18 protein-coding genes are annotated in these 21,947 nt (G+C 71.3%); 7 read left to right on the forward strand and 11 right to left on the reverse strand.

Going from position 1 to position 21,947, the window contains the following annotated elements:
• The 5 genes from MFF21_RS06865 (at position 1) to MFF21_RS06885 (ending at position 6,729) form a co-directional block, all read left to right on the forward strand.
• Positions 1-1,041, forward strand: a complete 1,041-nt coding sequence (locus MFF21_RS06865; protein ID WP_238310500.1) for a branched-chain amino acid ABC transporter permease — start codon at positions 1-3, stop codon at positions 1,039-1,041.
• Between the two features lie 36 nt (positions 1,042-1,077).
• Positions 1,078-2,436, forward strand: a complete 1,359-nt coding sequence (locus MFF21_RS06870) for an ABC transporter substrate-binding protein (protein WP_238310501.1) — start codon at positions 1,078-1,080, stop codon at positions 2,434-2,436.
• 10 nt (positions 2,437-2,446) lie between these two features.
• The gene (locus MFF21_RS06875) at positions 2,447-3,232 is read left to right on the forward strand and encodes an ABC transporter ATP-binding protein (RefSeq protein WP_238310502.1); all 786 of its coding nucleotides are present in this window, start codon (positions 2,447-2,449) and stop codon (positions 3,230-3,232) included.
• A 29-nt stretch (positions 3,233-3,261) separates the two neighbouring features.
• The gene (locus MFF21_RS06880) at positions 3,262-4,335 is read left to right on the forward strand and encodes an acyl-CoA dehydrogenase family protein (RefSeq protein WP_238310503.1); all 1,074 of its coding nucleotides are present in this window, start codon (positions 3,262-3,264) and stop codon (positions 4,333-4,335) included.
• 981 nt (positions 4,336-5,316) lie between these two features.
• Complete coding sequence (locus MFF21_RS06885) at positions 5,317-6,729, forward strand: hypothetical protein (RefSeq protein WP_066922167.1); 1,413 nt, start codon at positions 5,317-5,319, stop codon at positions 6,727-6,729.
• Positions 6,730-6,735: 6 nt separating this feature from the next.
• Here MFF21_RS06885 and MFF21_RS06890 read toward each other — a convergent pair whose 3' ends face one another.
• From MFF21_RS06890 to MFF21_RS06910, 5 genes are all read right to left on the reverse strand, one after another.
• On the reverse strand, positions 6,736-7,980 hold the full coding sequence (locus MFF21_RS06890) for a hypothetical protein (protein ID WP_066922165.1): 1,245 nt from the start codon (positions 7,978-7,980) through the stop codon (positions 6,736-6,738).
• A gap of 1,567 nt (positions 7,981-9,547) precedes the next feature.
• Positions 9,548-10,915 carry a ThiF family adenylyltransferase gene (locus MFF21_RS06895; RefSeq protein ID WP_012753009.1) on the reverse strand — a complete coding sequence of 456 codons (1,368 nt, stop codon included), beginning with the start codon at positions 10,913-10,915 and terminating at the stop codon, positions 9,548-9,550.
• Complete coding sequence (locus MFF21_RS06900; RefSeq protein WP_009865918.1) at positions 10,912-11,382, reverse strand: Mov34/MPN/PAD-1 family protein; 471 nt, start codon at positions 11,380-11,382, stop codon at positions 10,912-10,914. Before MFF21_RS06900 ends, MFF21_RS06895 begins: the two co-directional genes overlap by 4 nt.
• Positions 11,379-11,816, reverse strand: coding sequence for a putative metal-binding protein (locus MFF21_RS06905; protein ID WP_043766874.1), 438 nt, complete (start codon positions 11,814-11,816; stop codon positions 11,379-11,381). Before MFF21_RS06905 ends, MFF21_RS06900 begins: the two co-directional genes overlap by 4 nt.
• Positions 11,809-12,525, reverse strand: a complete 717-nt coding sequence (locus tag MFF21_RS06910; protein ID WP_142584743.1) for a multiubiquitin domain-containing protein — start codon at positions 12,523-12,525, stop codon at positions 11,809-11,811. The genes MFF21_RS06905 and MFF21_RS06910 overlap by 8 nt, the downstream gene beginning before the upstream one ends.
• A 154-nt stretch (positions 12,526-12,679) precedes the next feature.
• On the opposite strand from MFF21_RS06910, the gene MFF21_RS06915 reads away from it, so the two are divergent.
• The gene (locus MFF21_RS06915) at positions 12,680-13,069 is read left to right on the forward strand and encodes an MbcA/ParS/Xre antitoxin family protein (protein ID WP_012753006.1); all 390 of its coding nucleotides are present in this window, start codon (positions 12,680-12,682) and stop codon (positions 13,067-13,069) included.
• 64 nt (positions 13,070-13,133) lie between these two features.
• The gene (locus tag MFF21_RS06920; protein WP_238231842.1) at positions 13,134-13,772 is read left to right on the forward strand and encodes an RES family NAD+ phosphorylase; all 639 of its coding nucleotides are present in this window, start codon (positions 13,134-13,136) and stop codon (positions 13,770-13,772) included.
• Positions 13,773-13,785: 13 nt separating this feature from the next.
• On the opposite strand, the gene MFF21_RS06925 is transcribed toward MFF21_RS06920, so the two are convergent.
• The 6 genes from MFF21_RS06925 to MFF21_RS06950 form a co-directional block, all read right to left on the reverse strand.
• A complete protein-coding gene (locus tag MFF21_RS06925; RefSeq protein ID WP_012753004.1) occupies positions 13,786-14,130 on the reverse strand; it encodes a hypothetical protein in 345 nt (114 codons plus the stop codon).
• 484 nt (positions 14,131-14,614) lie between these two features.
• Positions 14,615-16,474: a TniQ family protein gene (locus MFF21_RS06930; protein WP_066923656.1), complete on the reverse strand. Its 1,860-nt coding sequence runs from the start codon at positions 16,472-16,474 to the stop codon at positions 14,615-14,617.
• Between the two features lie 10 nt (positions 16,475-16,484).
• The gene (locus MFF21_RS06935) at positions 16,485-17,606 is read right to left on the reverse strand and encodes an ATP-binding protein (protein WP_066923658.1); all 1,122 of its coding nucleotides are present in this window, start codon (positions 17,604-17,606) and stop codon (positions 16,485-16,487) included.
• 10 nt (positions 17,607-17,616) lie between these two features.
• Positions 17,617-19,863 (reverse strand): TnsB C-terminal domain-containing protein, encoded by a 2,247-nt coding sequence (locus tag MFF21_RS06940; protein WP_082222805.1) that lies wholly within the window; start codon positions 19,861-19,863, stop codon positions 17,617-17,619.
• 219 nt (positions 19,864-20,082) lie between these two features.
• Positions 20,083-20,769 carry a TnsA endonuclease N-terminal domain-containing protein gene (locus MFF21_RS06945; RefSeq protein ID WP_238310504.1) on the reverse strand — a complete coding sequence of 229 codons (687 nt, stop codon included), beginning with the start codon at positions 20,767-20,769 and terminating at the stop codon, positions 20,083-20,085.
• Positions 20,769-21,932 (reverse strand): hypothetical protein, encoded by a 1,164-nt coding sequence (locus MFF21_RS06950; protein WP_066927218.1) that lies wholly within the window; start codon positions 21,930-21,932, stop codon positions 20,769-20,771. Before MFF21_RS06950 ends, MFF21_RS06945 begins: the two co-directional genes overlap by 1 nt.
• Between the last annotated feature and the right edge of the window lie 15 nt (positions 21,933-21,947).

Consider the following 21,947-nt stretch of genomic DNA (forward strand, 5'->3'; position numbering starts at 1 on the left):
GTGAACACCGCCGCCTCCTCCCTCGCCGCCCCGGGCCGGCGCCTCGCCCTGCCCGCGCCGCCCCTGCGCGCCGCCGGCCTCGCCGCCCTGCTCGCCGTCGCCGCCGTCGCGGTGCCGCTCCTCGCCACCGATTACTGGTACAACGCCATCCTGATCCCGTTCCTGATCATGGCGCTGGCCGGGCTCGGGCTGAACCTGACCATGGGCTATGCCGGCCAGGCTTCCCTCGGCACCGGCGCCTTCATGGCGGTGGGGGCCTACGCCACCTACAACCTGCTGCTGCGCCTGCCCGCATTGCCCCTGCCGGCGAGCCTCGCCCTCGGGGCGCTGATCACCGGCGCCGTCGGCCTCGTGGTCGGCCTGCCGTCCCTGCGCATCAAGGGCTTCTACCTCGTCGCGACGACGCTCGCCGCGCAGTTCCTGCTCGAATGGGTCTTCACCCAGGTCGGCTGGTTCTCGAACTACGCCACCTCGAGCGCCATCTCCGCCCCCCGCCTCGCCCTGTTCGGCCACGACCTGTCGAGCCCGGCCGGCCGCTACGGCCTGACGCTCGCGAGCGTCGTGGTGACGACGCTGATCGCGGGCAAGCTGGTGCGCAGCCAGACCGGCCGGAACTGGAAGGCCGTGCGCGACATGGAGACCGCCGCGGCGGTGATCGGCGTACCGGTGGCCCGCGCCAAGCTCTCCGCCTTCTTCGCCGGGGCCGCCGTGTGCGGGCTCTCGGGCGCGCTCTGGGCCTTCGCCTATCTCGGCACGGTCGATGCCCGCAGCTTCGACCTCGACCGCTCCTTCCAGGCGATGTTCATCATCATCATCGGCGGGCTCGGCAGCCTCTCGGGCAGCTTCATCGGCGCGGCCTTCATCGTGCTCACCCCGATCCTGCTGACCCATCTCTCCGGCGCCCTGCTCGGCAGCGCGCTCGACGGCGGCCAGATCTCGAACCTGCAGCGGATCATCTTCGGCGCGCTGATCATCGGCTTCCTGATCAAGGAGCCCAACGGCCTCGCCGCCCTCCTCGGCCGCCTGCGCCCCGGCCGCTGACCCCTTCTCTTCACATTGCCTTCCCGGAGACCAACCATGCCCCGCCTCACGCGTGCCCTGCGCGCCGCCCTCCTCGCCACCGCTTTGGCCGCCCCCTTCGCGGCGGCGCCCGCCTCAGCGCAGGACAAGGGGCGCCAGTACTTCCCCCTGGCCACCTTCCGGGTCGGCGCCTACGCCTCCTCCGGCATCCCGAGCTGGGCCGGCGTCATCGACTATTTCCGCTACATCAACGAGGTCGAGGGCGGCATCAACGGCGTGAAGCTGGTCTGGGACGAGTGCGAGACCGAATGGGCGGTCGAGAAGGGCGTCGAGTGCTACGAGCGGGTCAAGGGCGGCAAGGACGGCTCGCCGGTGCCGATCTTCCTGCCGCATGGCGACCCGGTCTCGAAGGCGCTCACCGAGAAGTCGGTGGCCGACAGGATCCCCCTCGTCACCACCGGCTACGGCCGCACCGAGGCCATCGACGGCCGCGTCTTCCCCTACAGCTTCACGGTGCTGTTCAGCTTCTGGAGCGAGGCCTCCTCCGCGATCAACTACATCGCCGAACAGGTCGGCGGGAAGGACAAGCTCAAGGGCCTCAAGATCGCGACCGTCTATCACGACAGCCCCTACGGCAAGGAGACCCAGGTCCCCCTCGCCCTGCTCGCCAAAACCTACGGCTTCGAGGACATCCAGATCCCGGTGCCGCATCCGGGCAACGACCAGTCGGCGCAATGGGCGCGCATCCGCCAGATCAAGCCGGACTGGGTCTTCCTGCGCGGCTGGGGCGTGATGACCCCGGTGGCGATCAAGACCGCGGCCAAGACGGGCTTCCCCGTCGACCGCATCATCGGCGGCATCTGGTCGGGCTCGGAGGAGGACGTGCGCCCGGCGGGCAGCGTCGCCAAGGGCTACCGCACGATCACGCCCTTCCCCGCCGGCCAGGACTTCGAGATCCTGAAGAAGATCAAGGCCGAGATCGTCGACAAGGGCAAGAGCGACCTCAAGGATCCGAAGAGCTTCGGCTCGGTCTACTACAATTCCGGGCTGATCGAGGCGATCATCTCCGTCGAGGCGATCCGCACCGCGCAAGCCCGCTTCGGCCACCGCCCGATCAACGGCGAGGAAGGCCAGTGGGGCCTGGAGCACCTCGTGCTCGACGAGGCCCGCCTGAAGCAGATCGGCGCCGACGGCCTGGTGCAGCCCCTGCGCCTCTCGGCGAAGGACCACGAGGGTGGCGGCGCCGGCAAGATCCTGCAATGGGACGGCGCCCAGTGGGCCATCGCCAGCAACGGCTGGGTGAAGGCCGACCGCGACTTGCTCCTGCCGCTGATCTACGAGCGGGCCGCGGCCTACGCCAAGGAGAAGGGCATCACGCCCCGCACCACCGACTCCGCCGACGCCGGCGCGAAGTGAGGGCGGCCGCATGAGCACGCCCCTCCCCTCCGCGGCCTTCCTGGAGGTGCAGGCCATCGAGGCGGTCTACGGCGCCTCGATCCTGGCCCTGCGCGACGTGTCCCTCGCCGTGGCGCGGGGCGAGATCGTCGCCCTGCTCGGCCCCAACGGGGCCGGCAAGACCACGACCCTCCGGGCGATCTCGAACTTGCTCGGGGCCCAGCGCGGCGCCCTGCGCCGGGGGGCGATCCGCTGGCAGGGGGCGCCCACGGCGCCCCTCGATCCGGCCGATCTCGTCCGGCGCGGCGTCGTGCAGGTGCTGGAGGGCCGCCACGTCTTCGGGCAGCTCACCGTGGAGGAGAACCTGCTCACCGGCGGCTACCTGCGCCGGCCGAGCCGCCGGCAGCTCGCCGAGGATCTGGAGCGGGTCTATGCTTGGTTCCCGCGCCTGAAGGCGCGGCGCCACGCCAAGGCCGGCCTCACCTCCGGCGGCGAGCAGCAGATGGTCGCGATCGGCCGCGCCCTGATGACCCGTCCGACCCTGGTGCTCCTCGACGAGCCCTCGATGGGGCTCGCCCCGATCGTCGTCGCCGAGATCTTCTCCATCATCGCCCGGCTCAACCGCGAGGAGGGGGTGAGCTTCCTCGTCGCCGAGCAGAGCGCCAACCTCGTCCTCGACCACGCCGACCGCGCCTACGTGCTGGAGAGCGGGCGCATCGTCGCCTCGGGCTCGGCGGCCGAGCTCGCCGCGAGCGGCCGGCTCGCCTCCCTCTATCTCGGCGGCGCCGAGTCCCCGGATGCCGCGACGCGGCACTGATCCCCGATCGAGCCAGGAACAGAGCCACGATGAGCCAGTCCGCATCCCCGTCCCCGGCCGCCTGGGGCGAGGCCCCGAGCCCGCGCTACGCCGCGCTCGCCGCCCGCTTCCGCCCGGTCTTCGCCCGCATCCGCGAGGGCGCCGTCGCCCGCGAGCAGGAGCGCCACCTGCCCCACGAGGCGGTGGGCTGGCTGCGCGAGGCCCGCTTCGGCGCCCTGCGGGTGCCGGAGGCCGAGGGCGGCTTCGGGGCGAGCCTGCCCGACCTGTTCGAGCTCCTCGCCGAGCTCGCCGAGGCCGATTCCAACCTGCCCCAGGCCCTGCGCAACCATTTCGGCTTCGCCGAGGACACGGTCGGCAGCCCGCAGGATCCGCGCCGGGCGCATTGGGTCGCGCGGCTCGCCGCGGGCGACCTCTTCGGCGGCGCCTGGTCCGAGACGGGCGCGGCGGCGGTCGGCCGCTTCGAGACCCGCATCCATCGCCTCGGCGAGGGCTGGGGGCTGACCGGGCGCAAATACTACACGACGGGCTCGCTCTTCGCCGACTGGATCGACGTCGTCGGCACCGGCGAGGCGGGGGAGGAGACCTCGGTGGTGGTGCCGGCCCGCGGGCCGGGGGTCGAGGTGATCGACGATTGGGACGGCTTCGGCCAGCGGCTCACCGCCAGCGGCACGGCCCTGTTCGAGAACGCGCCGGCCGTGGGCGAACCGCTGCCGACGGCCATCCGCTTCGCCTACGGCCCGGGCTTCTTCCAGGCGGTGCATCTCGCCACCCTGACCGGCATCGCCCGGGCCGCGGCGGGCGAGGTGGCGCAGGCCGTGAGGCGTCGCGAGCGCACCTATTCCCACGCCTCGGGGCCCCGCGCGAGCGCCGACCCGCAGATCTTGCAGGTGGTGGGCCGCGCCCACAGCCTCGCCTACGCCGCCGGCGCCCTCAACCGGCACGCCGCCTGTAATTCCTCAACGAAGTTTGTCCTGATTTCGGGGGCCGCCCGAGGGACCTCCTCAATCGAATTTAACTCGACTCTCTTAGAACATTGCCCTTGCGTGCTGCTGCTCTCAAAGAACTTTGACTTTGATGACAATCGGCCTCTGCAGCCCTCCTAGTCGCGCGCTCATGCGTTCGGCACGATAGCACAACGTAGGGCTCTCCTGCGCTCCGATGAGGGGCGGAGCTTGGGGAGTTGGCGGGCTCCCATGAGGCTGCACTCACGCCAGCGTAAGGCCATCTGAGTGCAAGGGGACGCCAGGGACGGATTGCGGCACCCAGGGCGACCGGTTTCGACACCGCCACGGCCCGAACTTGCTCGCTGCGCCGGATCGATCGGGGCCTCGACATCTCCCGACGAGCTGGGTCGGCTTCAACCACAACGTCGAACCTTGTCGCGCATCCGCGGCGGGACCGCAGGCTCCGCGACGTCGTCCGGGACGCGGCCCCATGACAATTCGTTCGCACTTCGCCGGCCTGGTTGAGCAACCCAACCGCCGGGATGGGGGCCGCGCAAGAATGATCGGAGAAGCCGGGCGTGCCCCCCACCCTCCGGCGGGATAAATTCTCTAGAAAGCCTGTCCTGATTTTGGCGTGCGCTGAAGGCGCGCTCTCAACAAAGTTTGTCTCGATTGCCAGAGAAGGCTGAACTTCGTGGGGTTTGTCGCGATCAGGCCAGCGCGTCGCGGCTGCACGGAGGGCGTGAACGGGGCCTTCCGAACGCCTCTGGCAGCCCCCGTCTGGCCCGCCTCCGGTGACGGACGGGATGCGCTGGGTCGAACGCGCCTCCACGAGCGTCCGCGAGCCCAGGAGCCAGGCGCGGAAGCGATCTGTCGGCCGCGCTCGGTCGGGACAGGAGCCGTGACTGACCCCGCTTCACGAACCCGAAAAGGCCGTCGTGCCTGCGCCTGCGGGGGCGGGAACCGGAACTGGGGCCAGAATCGACCGGCGGGCGGGATCGACTTCGGGTGAAGCTGCCATCCCGATGGCTCTCGCGGGCCCGCCCTATCGGTCCGCCCCACTTTGCTTTCGGCAAGGCTGCAAGGACAATGCCGACGTGGCGGATTCGCGACGGCCGGAGCCGCAGAGGAAGACAGCACGTGCGCGTACAACCTCTTGACCTGACGACCGACGGTGACCCGCACCCGATCAAGAGGCTTGCCCGCCTTGCGCTGCCCGAACCGCTCCGTGAGGCGGATGTCGCAGAGGATTTCGACCGTTGGATACGCGACAACGTCCCGAGCGAGAGGGACCGGATCGGCATGTTCGACCGGTTCGGAACACCGCCGCTGACGCAGCGCGAGCACGCCTTGTTCACGCTGCTGTCGATCCTGGCGATCGAGCACGGCGCCTGGCCGCTGGAAGAAGGATGCGGTCGGGCAATCCGGTGCCTGGAGGAGATCCAACGCCACTGGGCGCCCTCCGACCCAGTATCCTCATACCTTCGAGGGAAGGCCGCCGCGTTCGTCGCCCAAGGCTTTCGATGCGCGCGCGGCGAACCCGGGCGCCTGTTGTCGTTCCTGAACGGCGCGCCGCTCCGGGTCTGCGGGGACGGTACGGCGGCGCTGGCCTTCGGCGTGACCGCGCCGGTCAGCGACCTCATCTTCGATTTCAGGGACGACGCCTTTGCGCTCCACAGCCTGCGTTCCATGGTCGAAGGCGACCGAACCGCGTTCGACGCCGCCGTCCTCGCTCAAGCGGAAATCCTTGCTCCCGCGATCGAACGGGGGGTAGCCCGCCTCTTCGAGCGCTGCGCACCGCCCCCGGGAGACTACCTCGCCGCCTTCCGGGACGTTCTGTCCGACGAGAGGTGGCTCCCAACGCTGCTCGGGAAGCTTGAGGGCCGTGCCGACCTGCGGGACAGGGTTGGCGGCATGCCAGCCGCTGCGGAATGGCTGCGGGCCATCGCCGGCGCACGCGCCTGGAAAGCCAACGACATCCGGCGTCTCGTTCGGCTCGAACCGCTCTTCGAGGACGATCCAGAGGCCTTCATGGCGGCAATCGTCTCGGGTGTCCGCGCCTTGGAGGGCTCGGAGCCGGCAAGCGCGGTGTTCGCTGCCTTGAGCCTCCTGCACCTCGCGCGCCGGCGTCGCGCGGTCCGCTCGGAGTTGGCCGACGCCGAGCGAGAGGAGGCCTTCGTCTTGGCGCTACGGGATCTTCCGTCAGGGGAAATGATCGTCCGTTTGCACGCCCAGCTTGCCGACCTGCCCATGGATATCCCAGGCGCCCGCGCCGTGTGGCGCCATTTGGGCAACGCGGAGAAGGGCCTGTGGCAGTGGCGGATCCGAGCGGTCGTCGGCGACGACCGAGCCCTGCGGCGCGGCTTGGCCGAGTTCCTTCTCGCCTGGATGTCGCAGGACGTCTACCGCGACGTCGAGCGCCTGGTCGTCGATCTCTTGCCGCCCGCGCAGGAACTGGACGTCCTCCGCACGCTGGCCCAATCGTGCGACCGGCTCACCTCGCTGCGCGCGGGTTGCCTCGCCCGAGAGATGACCTTCGGCCTGCCGGACTGAACGGTCTCACCAACCGGGCGCAAACGGGTCGCCCGGACTTCCCGCCTCGTCGCGGCGGTGCGCGGCATGACGCCTGGACGGAAAGGACGAGACCCGTCCGTCCCCGTACCCCAGGCTGGCGGTCGCATCGATGAAGTCGCGGAGCGCGAGCCTTCCCGTCCGGTCGATGGCGATGATGTCGGCCGCCAAGGGTTGCCTGCGGTCGTCCGAGAGAGCCTCGGCGGCGGTCTCGGCGTCCGGGAAGAGACGCCCCAACGACAGGTCGCGGCCGGAGGACATGGCGATGCTGACGAACGACGCGAAATCCCACCCGGGCGAGCGCTCGCCGCCATAGGCGTCGACCTGCCCGAAGGCCGGCGCCTGACCGTGGGCCCAGACATCGTGGAACACCTCGGTCGCCGGCATGACGGTCGTGATGAAGGCCCCCTTCCTCGCCCAGGCCGGGTAGAAGAGGTACCAGCCCATCCCGGTCGAGAGGAACGTGTCGAGCTGCCGTCCCTCGTTCCTCCCGACGTCGGTCAAGCCCGTCGCGGTCGCGTTCTTGGCTTGGAAGAGGACGATCCGGTACATCGGGCGCCCGAGGACGTGCACGCCGGCGACGACCGCGAGGTCCGCCGCGAGAAGATCCCGGCCCTCCAGCATGGAGGCGGTGCCGAGGTCGAGCGTGTATGTTTCCGGCAGGCCGGCTCCCGCCTCGTCCATGGCCGGGATCACACGGTGCTCGACCGCGCTTTGGATGTAATGGAGCACCGCTTCCGTCTTGAGCGGCTCGGGCTTGCAGCGTCCGCGACGGAGGGCGACTTCCAAGCCGTACTGCAGGGCCGTGAACAGAATGGCCTGAACCGGGTCGGCCCAGTATCTGGGCGACATCGCGAGCAGCTGTGCGACGAGATGGTGCCGCCCTTCCTCCGCGGCTCGATCCGGATCGAACGCTCCCGCCCCGAGGCCGAGCGTCGGGGCAAGTTGACGCCAGCCGACGCCACGCGACGTCACTTCGCCGGTCGATGCCATCGCTCCCAGGCCTCGCCGGGTGTCCTCGGCCAGGCTCGGCCGGACGCCACCGGCGTACAACCGCTCCAGGGCTGCCAGGAGGACGCCCCGCTGCCGCGGGCTCAACCTCGCGGGTAGGGATGCGATGCCGGCGAGCTTCCCAAGGGCGACCGTGGTGCGCAGGCGGCCGAATGCCCGGATGACCGGGTGGTCGGTTTGCCATGCGTCTGATTTGTCCCAGTCGTGGAAATCGGCAGCCATCGCGTCGCTCTCAGTGAGGCGCGAGGGGATAGCCGACCCGGTCCCTGCGGGCCAGGGATTGCCGCGCAACTTCCCCGAGGGATGCCCCGAGGCGTCGGCTCCCAAGGGCGGGCATCCCGTCGGTCCGCGGTGACCATCAAGCCCTGCGCGGGCTCCATGGCGGCGCGCTCGCACGATGGAGTGCGCCCTGTTTGGATAGGTGACGAGCCGGTGCACGTGGCCATCCTCGCCCGGCACTCGACAGCGAGAGAAGCTCGACGCCGTCCCGTTCGCCGAACCGGGTCACCTCGGCTGGCACATCAGCGTCGCGCAGCTCACCCCTGAAAGTGCGCGCGTGCCGATGCCGCAACCGGCCGATCGGGCGGTCGTCGCGGAAAGGGCTCATGCCCGCACTCGACCCACCTCATCGGGCGGTGTCAGGCGCCGGCGTCGCCGCCCGGATGCCCGACCATGCACCCGGCGCACCAGACCGAATTCCTCTCGGCAAGCGAGCCTCGCTATGCGCATCCACGGCGCGCCAACTCGCCGCGGTAGCCGCCGGCATATTGGCCCTTGCCATCCGGCCTGCAGCGGCTCCGAACATCGCTCCTTCGCTGTGTCGGCAGAAGGCTCCCGGTCGGGGTGCTGACCGACACTCCCAGACGCCGCTCCATCCCCGCACGCGGGCCCCCTGCCTGTTGCCCACTGGCATTGTACGGGGCACCCCCTTGCGCGAGGGCCGACGCGTAAAGAGCGGCGCTCGCAGCAGCGGCAAACAGGATCGTTTTCATATTCACCTCCGCAATCGACGATGGGGCGCGTACGTCTCGCCGTTTTCTTTGGATTTCGTCCCGCGGATCGCGGTGGTTACACGTCCGCGGATGTCCATGGCTTGTGACCGCGCGTGGCGTCCGATACCGTGGGCGTTCCGCCGCTCCCGAGCGAGGCGGAGCGATGATGCCGGACGAAGCGACGGTAGCGGTCGATCAGCCCGGCCCTTGGCTTCGCCCCCCGTCCGCGCCTTCGCCACCACGGTGGCGGCTCTACGATCGCCAGGCCAGCGCTCTCGCCCACTGGGCGGGGCTCGCCGCCCGGGGCTTGGAACGGCCGATCCGGCGTGGGCCGGCGGGCCAAGCTATCGCGAAAGCTTGTCCCGATTTCCGGCCTCGCCGAAGGAACGCTCTCAACACAATTTGTCCTGACTTCCCGGGAAGCCTGTCCTTCGAGCGAGCCCGGCTGCCGGACCATGTCTGGGCGTGGCCCGCGGACGGGCGACGCTCGATGGGCGTGGACGTCCTATCAGCTCCGGCGCCGCCCCTTCCCGGGAGGGCCGACCCGGACGGCCTGCCGTGACCGGCCCCGCTCGGCGCCCGCCCCGAGGTCCGCCCCGGAGCCCGGCGAAGGGCCCGCCTGCCGTCGGCTCTTCCGCCTCATCCGCCGGCGTCGCGGCACTTCGCGCCGTGCCGCCGAGATCGGCCTCGACACCACCTCGCTCAGGGGCCGCCCGACGCTCCGGGCGCCTCGCCGCCCGGAGCGCGCCGCCCCGGAAAACGGTCCCGCGGGCCCGAGCGATCACGGCGTCGGCAGGTCACCCCGCCGCGTTCCGGCCCCAGAGGTGCTCGGCCGCCGCGTCCGATTCGGGCTTGGAGCAGAACTCGCAGTGCGGATCGCGCGCCCGCCGCAGCCGGCGCCGCCCGATGGGGGCCTTCCAGGGATCGACGGCCCAATAGTTGGTCGCCGCCGCCCCCGCGTTCGAGCGCAGAAGTTCGACCACCAGCAAGGCGCCGGCCATGCTCGACACGAACGCGAACGGGGCGAGCACCTGCCTGCCTTCCGGTGTCAGCAGTGTCTGTGCGGCGCAGAGCTGCTTGAAGAGGCTGTCATAGGCCGTGCCCACGATCCCCGCGGGATCGATCTGGGGATGGGCCCGATGGATCCGCCCGGCGGCCTCGGCCGAGATGAAACCCTCCCTGACCGCGGCGAGGTCGACGCCCAGCCCATCCGCGATCGAGCGCTCCCGCGCGTGCTCGTCGGGAACGTGACGGTAGATGCAGGCCATGCAGGCATCCTGCGTGGGCTGCCGGTGCGAGTGCACGACGACGCCGCGCACGTCGGTCGTGGACGCGTCGAGGACCCGGCCCGGAAGCTCCTTCTGGATCCCGCGCCGCGCGCGCCTGCTGTCGACCGTGACGATGGCCGTGGCGGGCGGCCCCGCGGATTTGCAATAGGCCGAGAAGTCCTGGACGAGTGGTTCGAACGCGAGCTCGGGGAAGTCGGCCGCGGCGCGCTCGGCGAGCGCGACGGCCTTGTCGCGGCCGACATCCTCGTCGCCCAGGTAGAGGCAGCGGTTGGGATTGCCTGAGCCTACCGTTTTCGGGTCGACGATGCGGAGGCGGCCGACGGCGCGCAGGTGGCGCAGGGCGCGAACGAAGCCGTGGGCCACGGCGCCGGCGCCGACGAGCACGGCGTCCGAGAGATCGACGGTCGTCGCGAGCGCCGCGTCCGGCACGCCGAGCTGGTCGAAGTCCAGCCGGAGCGGGTAGGCGACGGCCGGAAGTGCCGGGTCGTCGAGCAGCATCCGCAGGGTCGCGGCGGCCGCCGGGCATGCGGCGACGGCGGCCAGCAGGGGATGGGGCGGCGGGCCGCCCGTCCGCCCGACGGGGCGGACATCGACGGTGGCGCCGCCGGCGTCGATGGCGGCGTGCAGCCGGGGCAGGTCCGTCCGCGCGGCCGCCTCGCCGATGACGAGTTCGAGCTGCGCCTCCTCGGCCGGCGAGGTCACCACGCCGACGGTCCGCGCGAGCAGGGCCGCCACTTCCGCCGCCCAGGCGGCGTCCGCGCCGCCGGGAGGAGCGGTGACCAGAACCGCCCGGTTGAGGCGCTCGGACGCGTCGTCCTCGTCGCTTCCGAGGATGGCGGCCAGCATCCGGGCGTTCTCTTGGGCGGGCGTGATCATGGCGTCACCTCGATGCGGATGCGCTCGCCCGGCCGGCGCACATGCTCCCACAGTCCAGCGTCCGAGAGCTCGTAGACCATCGCCTCCTCCAGGAAGGTCCCGGGCGTCGCCGTCGCGGCGAAGCGCGGCAGCACCAGGGAGAGGGCCCCGCGATGCCGGACGATGGCCCAGGCGTCGTCCGCCTCGGAATGGAACGCCCTGCCCGGATGGGTATGGACCTGGGCGACGATCTTGAGACGGTGGGCGCGAAGGTGCCCCATCAGCGCGCGCATGCTCGCGGGCGGCAGGTGGAAGTAGTCCTCGGCGGTGGCCTGCTCGGGTTCGTAGACCTCCTGCACGGGCGTCGGCGCCGCCGAGGCCGAGCGCGCGAGCCAGAGCACGGCGCGCTCCTCGCCGCGCCGCCCCCCGACGCGGAGGCGGTCGAGGGTTTCCGCGAGGATGGCGGCGGTGCAAGCGACGGCTGTCATCCGACCGCCCTCTTCCAGCAGCGCCAGATCTGGTCGAGGATGCCGAGCAGATCCAGGCCGGACTGGCCGCGGTAACCGTCCCACCGCTCGCCGACATGGCTGAAGTGGGTGTGGTACTCGCGCGTTCCGCGCATGCAGACGAACATGCGGCCGGTCACGGGATGGGGACTGGGGTGGAAGATGCCGCCGGCCCCGGGGGGAGCCTGCGAGAGGTGTTGCCCGGCGGCGTCGAGCAGTTCGACCGACGGGGGGAGGTCGTCCCAATCGACGCAGGTGAAACGGAGCCTCAGGGGCGCGGCGGTCGGATGCCCGAGGATCACGTCGAGCACGGGATACTCCGCCTGAAGGACCGTCCAGTTGCGGTGGGCCGCGGTTCGGGAATCGAGGCGGCGCACGTCGCGCTCGAACGCGGCCCGGGAGAGCAGCTCAAGCACGGGCGCCCCCACCGCCCTCGCGGGGCCCCCACTCGATCTCGACCTCGCCGGAGAGCCCGTTCCCGGCAAAGGAGGCGGACGGATCGATGTCGCGGTTGCCGACGGTCGTGATCCACGTCGCGGTGTCGCCGAGCTCCAGCTTGCGCGCGGCGCGGACCAGCACGTCCGCGACCGGCGTCGTCGCGGGAACCCGCACCGCCCCCTCGGCCGGGAAAACGCCGCTCGTGGTGAACACGGTCACCAGCACGAAGTCCGGCCGTTGCGCGCGCCGCGAGACGATGTGCTCGACGCCGCGAGTCTCGAACGACACCGCGCCGCCGGGCCGCAGGATCTTGTCGGGCTCGTCCTCGCGCTCCAGCACGAGGTCGTGGCCTGCCGGGACGTGCAGGATGGCGAGGAGCTCGTCGACCTCGATCCGGCCGTCACCCCAGACCTGGCCGACCTCGTCCACCGTGAAGGAGAAGCTGCGGTCGCTGCGGAAGCCGCGAAACGCGCCGCCTTCCTCGGCGACGAGGTCGACCTTGTCGTCCGTGCCCACGAGGTGGGTGCGGCCGCCCCGGACCAGGATGAGCTGGTGCTCGCTCGCGGGCAAGAGGCCGGCCCTGGTGAGGACCTCACGCCCGGTGACCTCGCCGTCGTCGAAGCGAACCGGGGTGCCGTTCACCGGGAACACGAAGCTGCGGGCCCGCGCGTTATCCATAACCTTCATCCTCGTCTCCACCTGCTGGCGCGCGCCGACGTTCCCGTACACACTCTTGACGGATGACGGCCTTGGACTAAAAGACGCTTTCAGTCTCGGCTGGGACTGTATGTATCTGGACTAGGTCGGACGTCAAGTCCGATTCTGGACCAGGGAGGGGTTGATGACGAATTCTGCCCACGGCGCCCGGAACGAGGCTGGGTCGTCGCGGCTCCCTGTGGAGCTCGAAGCGTTCTTCGCGATGGCCGACAGGTGGCACCTGAGCGCCGACGAGCAGATCGCGCTTCTCGGTTCGCCGGCGCGGTCGACGTTTTTCAAGTGGAAGAAGGAAGGGGGCAGCATCCCGCCGGACACGACGGAGCGGGTGTCTCACCTTCTCTCGATCTGGAAGGCGCTGCGCATCCTGTTTACCGTAGACGAGCGTGGGGACGAGTGGATCAGGGCGCCGAACGAGTATTTCGATGGGGCGAGCGCGCTCGACGTCATGCTCTCGGGGAAATTCGCGGACTTGTACAAGGTCCGCATCTACCTGGATGCTCAGCGTGGCGGCTGAAGATTTTTCCCTGACGACGTGGAAGGGTGACGCGTTCCGCTTGATCCCGTCCCGGTTTCCGCCCGTGTCCGTCTATGACGGGCTCGTGGCCGACGGCAGGGTCGAGGCCCTCGTCGCGGTCGAGGACATCACGAACCCGCGCCTCCGCTCGATTGACCGCCTCGCGCGGCTCCGACCCGGGGTCCCGGCCGATGCCCCGAGGCTGCAGAACTGGAACCACGCGCCCTTCGCCTACGGCAACCCGGAGGGCAGCCGCTTCTTCGATCACCTGAGGCCGTGCCTGGAACTGGCTGCGGACCGCCAGACCGCGCTCGCCGTGTCGGTGGCGCGTCGCGAGAGGTTTCTCGCCCGGACCCGTGAGGCGCCCATCGGCCTCGACATGCGCATGCTGCGGACGCCGGCCGAGGGACGCTTCGTGGACCTTCGCCACGTCCCGGCCGATCTCGACGCGAAGGCGTGCCGCGAGATCGGCGCCCGCGTATCCTCCGAGGCCGACGGGGTTCTCTACCACCCTCCCGAGCGCTCAAGCGCGACGTGCCTGGCCGTGCTCAGGGCAAGCGTGCTCGGCCGCTCGATCCAGACGGTGCACTACCGGTACGTCTGGACCGGCCGCCGCATCGCCCTCCTCTACGCGTTCGACGACGAGGGGCGCGAGGTCAGGCCAGAGACCCTGGGCGGCGAGGAGGACGTGCTCGCCGCCTGAGCTCCGCCGCGCCTCAGCGCAGCTCGCCTGCCGCCCAACCGTCCAGGCGGACGAACTCGTGGAACGTGCAGCCGCGAGCCTGGCAGACGACGCTCGGCAGGACCCGGCCCTCCGCCGTGACCGTGTGGTCCTTCAGCACGAGCGCGTGACCCTGCGAGCAGGTCATCTCGGCCTTGAAGCGCCTCACCGTCGACGGGTGGCAGGCCTTCCAGTGCAGCGGCGGCGGCCTGTCCCCACCGCCGTAGCGGCGGATCGTGACCTGTCGGTGCCGCGGTTCAACGGGACGTTCGGTTCGAGGCGCGTCGCCCGAACGGCCAAGCCAGAGACGGCGCAGGAGGGATCGGAGCCAGTCAAACATGCGGTGTCACCAACATCCACAAGGGCCGTGATTTCGCGAGCGTATGCCGTGCCCTGAGACCGGCCGAACGGTCGGGCACGCCGTCATTACACCATGCCGGCGCCCCCGACATCGTGAGGAGCCTGAACGCGGCGCAAGCTGGGGGCCATCGGTCCATCGCCGACAAGCAGGAGAGCCGGCGCTGGGGGGCCGAGCCCGTTCCCCGGCTGTAGGAGCACAATGGGACGGACTTCGGCGCAGGACGCTTCCCGCGACGAGACCTCAAGCACGGGAGGGCTTCGGCGAGTATTGGGCCGGTCCCGCGATCTTGCAGCACGCTGCTGCGAAATTGCCTTGGGCCGCCATCCTCTTGCGTCTCTCGGGTTCCCGGGCGGCGGCCGCCGCGTCGCAGGACCCGGGCGCCCGGTGCGCCCGCCGCGGGCTCTCGGATGGGGCAGCCCCGCACGGTCCGCTCACGTATCCCGCCGCCGAGGCGCAACCTCCGTTAGAGCGGGCGCGCATGCGTCCTGGGAATGCGGCGCCGGAGGTCCCGCGGTACATCCTCCCGGGACCACACCGTCGTGACCTTACGGCCGGCGGTCGCGAAAACCGGCTTGATGCCGGCCCGGTCGAGGGCTTCCCGCACCCACCGAATGCCGGATCCGATGTCCCTGGCGAGGGCCCCCGTGGTTGCGTACTCGCTCTCGAAGGCCGCCAACGCATCCTCCGGGACGAGGATCTCCCCGCATGCGGTCGCGGTCCCGGTCAGCAGGCCTTGCCGGACGATCAGGCCGACGACGTCGGACGGCACCGTGATGCGCCGGCCGACCTCTGCGAGGGTGAGGCCGCCGCCCCCGCGGGACCGGCGCGCGGCCCTGATGTCCTCCGGGTCGAGGAGGAACCCCGCGAGGCCGGGCGCGTCCCGCAGGACCGCCCTGACCCGGAGCTGTCCGGCCAAGATCATGGCGCAGGTGCCGCGCACGCCGTCGACCTTGCCGTGCTGGCTGGCGCGCGCGAGCGGCAGGAGGCCGGCGGGAGCGGCCTCGACGGTCGGCGCTGGGCCGCGGAGTCGGGCCAGCACGGCGTCGATGGCACCCCGGTCGAATACCTCGGCCTTGATGCCGGCGCGACGATGGATCTCGGCTGGCGGGACGATGCGGGCGGCCACCAGCATCCTGGCCTGTCGCTTGGCCAGCCCGAGCGCGGCGGGCAGGTCGTCCGCGCGGACCGCACGGTCGAGGAGCGCGCGGATCTCGGCGGCGGTCTCGCGGGTGATGCCGATGGGCGTGCCCCGCTTGGTCCGTTCCGGCCACGCACCCAGGGCCTTGACGTAGCCGGCGACGAACTCCGGCCGGCGCCCGCACTGGGCCGCGATCTCGGCGAGGCTGACCAGGGGGACATCGGCATGCCGGATCACCACCGAGGTCTTGTGGACCGGACCCCGTGCCGCGTGATGCGCGAAGAGGATCGCCCGCACCGCGTCACCGCTCCCTCCCGCCGGCAGTCGCTTCGCCCACAGGTACAGGTAGCCATAGACCTGTTCGGCGCCCCAGGCCCCGAGGCCGACATGGTCGGCTCCGGCCATCCCGTCGAGCAGGGCCTCGAAGGCGCGCGGCCAGTCCCGCGCGATGGCGAGGCCGGCCGAAAGCACCTCGGGATGGCGTTCCGCCGGAAACTTCGACAAGGCCCCGTCGGCGCCCCCGTGCCGGGCGACGCCCAGCCGCTCCATGGCGTCGCAAGCCTCTGCGAGCGTCAGCCCGTCGAGAATGGGGACCTCCGTCCTCGGCATGCCGCCGAGGCGGCCGACCACGTAGGCGTCCGCCAGGGTCGTGCCGGGCGCGACCTCGACGCCCTCGCAGGCCAGCAGGGGGTGGCCGTTCCTGCACCGGGTCAGCGAGCCGGCTTCCCAGGTGACGTCCACGCCGCAGGTCGGGCAAGCCGCGGCCAGCAGGACGTGATGCACCGGGCAGGTGCGGACGGCAGCCACGTCCCACCAGAAGCGCCGGTGAACGTTCCAATGGGCGTGACGTCCGGACCGCGGCCGGCGGAGGTCGTCGTCCCAGCAGCGCGGGCACCAGCGACGCGCGTTCGTCGTCCAGTCGTCCCGGTGGATCTCCTCGCCGGCGATCACGACCCTCCGCTTGGTGACCTCCGCCGGGGTCCATCGCAGGAAGGGCTCACCGTCACGGCCGAGCCGGTCCGCGAGGGGCTTGGCGGCGCGCCCCTGCAGGATGTCGCTCAAGGCATGGCCGGCGCTCCTCAGGCGTTCCCGGCTCCACGGCTCGCCATTGACGTCGAAGGCGCGCAGCAGGTGCGCCGCTGCGGATTCGCCCTCGACGACGGGCGGGATGATGGTCAGTCGCACCGACGTCCTCCTACGCGTCGTCCGGGTCGATGTCCGCTTGCGCGGTTCCCATCAGTCGGGTGAGCTTGTCGAACTCGATCTCCTTCAGCTTCGGGCAGGTCGAGATGTCGGGCACCCTGAACGGGTTCCGGTGAGGGCCGAGCTCGAAGATCTCGTCGAAGACGAATGCTAGGTGGTCGAGTTGGCTGATGCTCGGCGCGCCGCTTCGGATGGCGCGGAAGGCCGCCTTCTTGACGAGGTGCATCATCCGGCCGGTGTATCCCGCCGATGCCTTGAGCATGCGCTGGACCATGTCGTGCTCGGACAGGCCGGAGGGGGCCGGGAAGCCGAGCCGCGGCTCGATCAGCTCCAGGAACTTCGTCGCCTTCTTCACACAGGCCGCCGAGTGGCCGAGTGGCCTGATGGGCATGAAGATGCAGCGTCGGAGCAACTGGAAGTCCTCCTTGAGCACCCGCCTCAGCCACGGCATGCCGGAGAGCACGAGCGAGATGGGGCGCATCTCCGCCCCCGGCGGCCGCAGGGGGTCGTTCGGGTCCGGGAGGACGAGGTTCTTCAGCGTCTCGACCAAGGCCCGCCGCTCGTCGCCGGTGCGCCCGCGGAGGGCGTGGTGGAATTCATCGACCATGACGACCGACACGAGTTGGGCGTGCATCTGGTGGCGGACCCTGCGCCAGATGTCGTGCTCCTTCAGGGTGGCGCTGAGTTCCAGATCGGTCAGGGCGACGTACAGCGCGAGCCCCAGCGTCTTCAGGGTGCAGGGGCTGGGCGCCTTGATGAACACCAGCGGGCGCACGGGGCCGACCTCGTCACGGAACGGCACCAGGGACGGGCGCATCTGCAGCCGGGCGAGCAGATGCGACTTCCCGGCCCCGGAAGGAGCCGGAACGACAAGGCACTGGCCCTCGACGTCGTCGGCGAGGTCGGCCAGCATCTGGTCGAAGCGCGCGACCGCCTTGACGACGACGTCCGTGTTCACGTGGATCGTGTTCACGCGTCTCTTCCAGGCGCGCCGCTCCAGATCCTGGGGGCTCAGACGGGTGGCGAACCGCTCCCGGCGCGCGGGAACGGCCTCCTGCGGGGCGAGGACCGTGACGTCGGGGCGGAAGATGTCCGCTTCGTGGGCTTGCAGCATGCGATGGTCCTCACTCGGCAGTCCAGTTATCGGGATCGTCTGCATCGAACCCGATGTCGTCGGCCGCCGCCGCCGGCATGGTCGCCGCCGGCACGGTCGCCGCCGCGGTGACGGGCGGTGATCGTGCCGGCTCGGCGGCGACCGAGTCGTCCTGCGCCGCGCGGACCGGGCGCCCGCCGGTCTTGCGGCCCCCCTGCCCGATGCGGGGCGCAGGCGCCGCCTGGCCGTCGGCCGCGGCCGACGGCGCGGCCTTCCTCGGGCGCCGGGTCCGCAGCCGCTCGGCCTCGTGGGCGTTCTCGTCAGCGACGTCCCAGGCCACCTCGAACATCGGGTCGTCCGCGTGCTCGCGGAACCAGTCGACGTCGGTGCTGGCCAACCGCTGCGGCTTGACGCCGGCCTTGCGGCATTCGGCGCGAAGCAGCTCCATCGCGCGGACGAGGGTCGCGCGTGCGACGCGCTGGCCCTCCAGCGTCATGCGACGCGCCGTCCGGACCACGTCGCGCCACTCGGCAAGGGAGGTGCCGTCCGCCAAGGCGTCGTCGCAGGGAACCCTGATCCACCCGGCCTCCTCGTCCACCAGGACGAGGAGGTGGCCGAGATCGGACGCATCGACCTTGACGAGGAACTCCTCGCCGAAGTGGAAGCCTTTCCTGCGGCGGACGCCCTTCAGCTCGTCCGACTGGAAGGTGAGCCCGAGGAAGGTGATCCCGTGCCGCTGGATGGTCCTCGGGACCACGAGCGCGATGAGCGGGTCGAGGTCGTCGGCCGACGGCGGCAGGCGCGTGCCGTAGCCGATCAGGTCCTGCCAGCGCTGCAGGGGCGTGCGTCCCAGCAGCCCGCCATGCTTGCGGTTGTGATAGATGTCGACGACCCAGATCGTGAAGAATTCGATGAGCTGGGCGAGGGTCAGGGCGGCTTGCCCGACGCTGTCGTAGTCGCCCCGCTCGCGCACGTCCCGGAAGGTCCGGCCCGGCAGGTAGGCGCAGAAGTCGCGCGCGATCGTGCCGAGGGCCCGCTCGACCTTGCCCTTCAGGTGGGGCTTGCGCCGGGGCATGTAGCGAAGCTCGAACCGCAGCTGCCCGGCGGCCGCCTTCATCGAGCGGGAGTGGAATTCCCGTCCGTTGTCGAGCTTGACCACCTCCGGCACGCCGAACACGGGCCAGGACGTCTCGACGCGGACGCGGGTCAGGTCCTTCGGCAGCACCGCCATGCGCAGGCAATGCATCACCGAGGTCCAGGAGGGGCGCTCTTCGCTGAGATGGAACCCGACGATCATCCGGGTGGCCGCACAGATGGCGACCGTGAGCCAGACGCGCTTGGTGCGCTTGTCCTTCCGACGCCGGTTCCGCGCCGGGGTGCCGTCGCCTTCCAGAACCAGCACGTCGAGCGGCGTGTGGTCGATCTCGACGATTTCGAGCGGCCGCGTCGCCTGAGGAGCCTTCTTGACGTGCCGGAAGGCCTGCTCCGCCTCCGCGGGGCCCTGGCGGTGATAGATCTCGTCGAACCGACTGACGTTCGCCTTCACCCAGCGCCGGATGGTCATGGCGTCGGGCACATCGAGGGGCACGGCGCGCGTCTTGTTCTCGCGCTCGACCCGGCCCTGGATGAACAGGATGACGTGGCTGAGGGGGGGGCCGTTCCGGATGAGCCAGTCCTCGCGCACCCGCTCGGCGAGGATCACCTCGACTTCCGGGTCGAGGCGGAAACCCGCCCGCCCCTTCTGGTCGTGCAACGGGATCAGCGCCGCGAGGGCCCTGCCCCCCTTGCGCCAGCGCCCGTACCAACCCTTCAGCGAGGACCCGCTCACCCGTTCGAGCGGCACGTCGTCGGGATGGGAGCCCTCGTTCTCGATGACCCGTTGCCGACGCTCCGCCGCGACGAGCTTCGCGATCTCGGCGTAGCCCTTCAGGACCTTCTTGTGGGTCCGCTCGGCGAAGCACCGGTCGCAGGCCTGCATGTAGTCGAGGCGCATCAGCGCCGCGTCCTGCTGGCGGACATCGAACGTGTCGATGGTGCGGAGGAGGTTGTCCTGGACGCCTTGGGGCAGGCCCGCGGTCGTGTCCTCCACCAGTTGAAGGCGCCTCGGCTCGCCGAAGTAGAGGTCGGCCAGCTCGGCATGGCTCTTCGTGACCGAGACCGGCCTCGCCCCGAGCGTGCGCAGGGTGACGCCGCTCGCGTCGCGCGAGAGCACCTTGTGGTAGACGCCCTCGACGATGACGAGGGCGCCCTCCTGCAGGCGGATCTGGCAAGCGCCCATGTTCAACGCCGCCCCCTCCCGGGCTCGGACACGCGCAGCCGCCCGCTGCGGCAAAGGTCCAGCATCGCGGCCTCGCTCAGGAAAAGCGTGACGGGATCGGGCCCGAGCCGGCGCAAGAGGACGCCGGCCGCGGCGCGCGCGATGGCGTGGGGGATCCCGTCGACGAGCGCGACCGCGCCGCGGTGCGTGCGGATCTGAGACCGATCTCCTGTCATGGGGCTACCTCCGGCTCGGGGAACGGCGGACAAGGGCGTGGTCGTCGAACGGTCGGCCGGGTTCGGTGAGCTCGGCTTCCCCGCGCGCGACCAGGGCGACGACGGCCCGGAAGGCGCGGGTCCCGAGGCCCGAGGCCGCTCGGAGCTCCCGGACGCGGGCCTCGCCGCCGAAGCGGTCCAGGACGACGCGGATGGTGTGCTGCTCCGCCTCGTCGACGACGAAGCTTCGCTCGCTCGCGACGAGCGCCGCGTTCGCGACCCGGAGCGCGTCGATCTCGACCTCGGTCCAGAGCTCGAAGCCGTAGTAGCCGGCCGCGATGGCGCCCGCCGCCAAGCGGGGCCGGATCTCGTCCCAGCCGAGCCTGATCACCCGCTTCAGCGGCTTGACCTCGACGCAGAGGCGCCGCCCGTCGTCGATCTCGACGGCGAAGTCCGGCGTGTAGGTGTGCCACCGGACGCCGTCGTGCCACCGGAACGGGACGGGCTCCTCCTGGTAGCGCAGGACGGCGTCGTCCTGCTCCAGGAGGAGGATGAAATCCCGCGCGAGGAGGCCCTCGTAGGCCACCATGCGGTGGCCCATGCCCGGCTTGCCGGAGGGGATCTCGCCCGTGATGCAGTCCCGCCGTCCGGTGACGATCCGGCGGGACGGATTCGGCTTGCCGACATGCCGGCTTCGCAGGGTCCGGGACATCAGGCCCCTGCCCCGGCGCCGGGCATCCGCGCGGGCGCGGCCGCCGCCCCCAGGCGGATTGGATACCGCGTCACCCCCTCCTGCCAGCGGTCCAGCGGGGTCCGCCCGTCCCGGCGCGAGCGGCCGAGGTCGTGCTGGCTGAGCCAATCCTGCACCGCGGCCATCAGGCCGTCGGCCGTCGCCACCGCGGCCCCGGTCGCGGCGAGCCATTGCCCCAGGCCCGCCGCCGGCGCGGCCCCGCCCGCGGAGGCCGCCGGGCCGAAGCGCAGCTCGATCCCGAGCGCCGCCGCGGACCGCAGGACCGATTCGCTGCGGAACCGGGGGGCGTGGTCGAGCAGGAGGGCGTCCGGGAGACCGAGGCAGAGGCGGGCGACGCCGAGCGGCTCCGGCGTGGCTGCGGCCGGCCGGGCACCGAAGAGCCCGAGGACGGCGTCGCCGTCGGGCTCCGTCGTGGAGAGCCTCGCCGCGACCGTCACGCCGCTGTAGGCGTCCCGCGCGGTCAGCAGGTGGACGCGATCCGTGTCGAGTTCCGGCAGCGCGATGTCGAGGGTCTCCTCGCCGACGACCACCTCGCCCAAGGGGTGCCCGCTCGACATGTGCAGGAACCGGAAGACCTGCCGGGCGGGCGCCGCGGATCCGCGCGCCGGCGGCCGCATGCGGGCGCGGATCATCCGGCGAAGGGTGCCGGGCGCCGGCACCTGGTCGGGCGCGCACCCGCGGGCCAGGGCCTCTTCCCGGCACCGCTGCAGCGCCGCCTGCGTCAACAGGGAGAGCGAGGGCGCCGGCCGCAGGCGGGCCTGGGCGGCGGCCTCGTCGGCCACGGACCCGATCCAGGCGGCCCAGCGGGGCCGGGCCGGCACGGACCGCCGCCGGTCGGCGAGCGCGGCCACCTGCCCGCCGCTCGTGCGGAGCAGCCGCTGCCACCGCCTGACCTGCCGCAGCGACGGCCACTTGACGTCGTCCACCTCACGGCCGACCGCCGCGAAGGCGGCCGGCACGGCATCGGCGCCGCACGCGCCGGCCGGCAGGCCTTCCAGGGCCTGCACATAGGCCAGGCGCCGTCCGGCGCGGGCGCGCTGCGCCTCCGTCAGCTCCGAGAGGGCCGGCGGATCCGCCGGGGCGAGGGAGTCGCTCTGGACGGGAAAAAGTTCGAGCTGCGTCATGACCGCGGCGGTCCT

The organism is Methylobacterium organophilum (genome assembly GCF_022179465.1).
Classification (GTDB): Bacteria; Pseudomonadota; Alphaproteobacteria; order Rhizobiales; family Beijerinckiaceae; genus Methylobacterium; species Methylobacterium organophilum.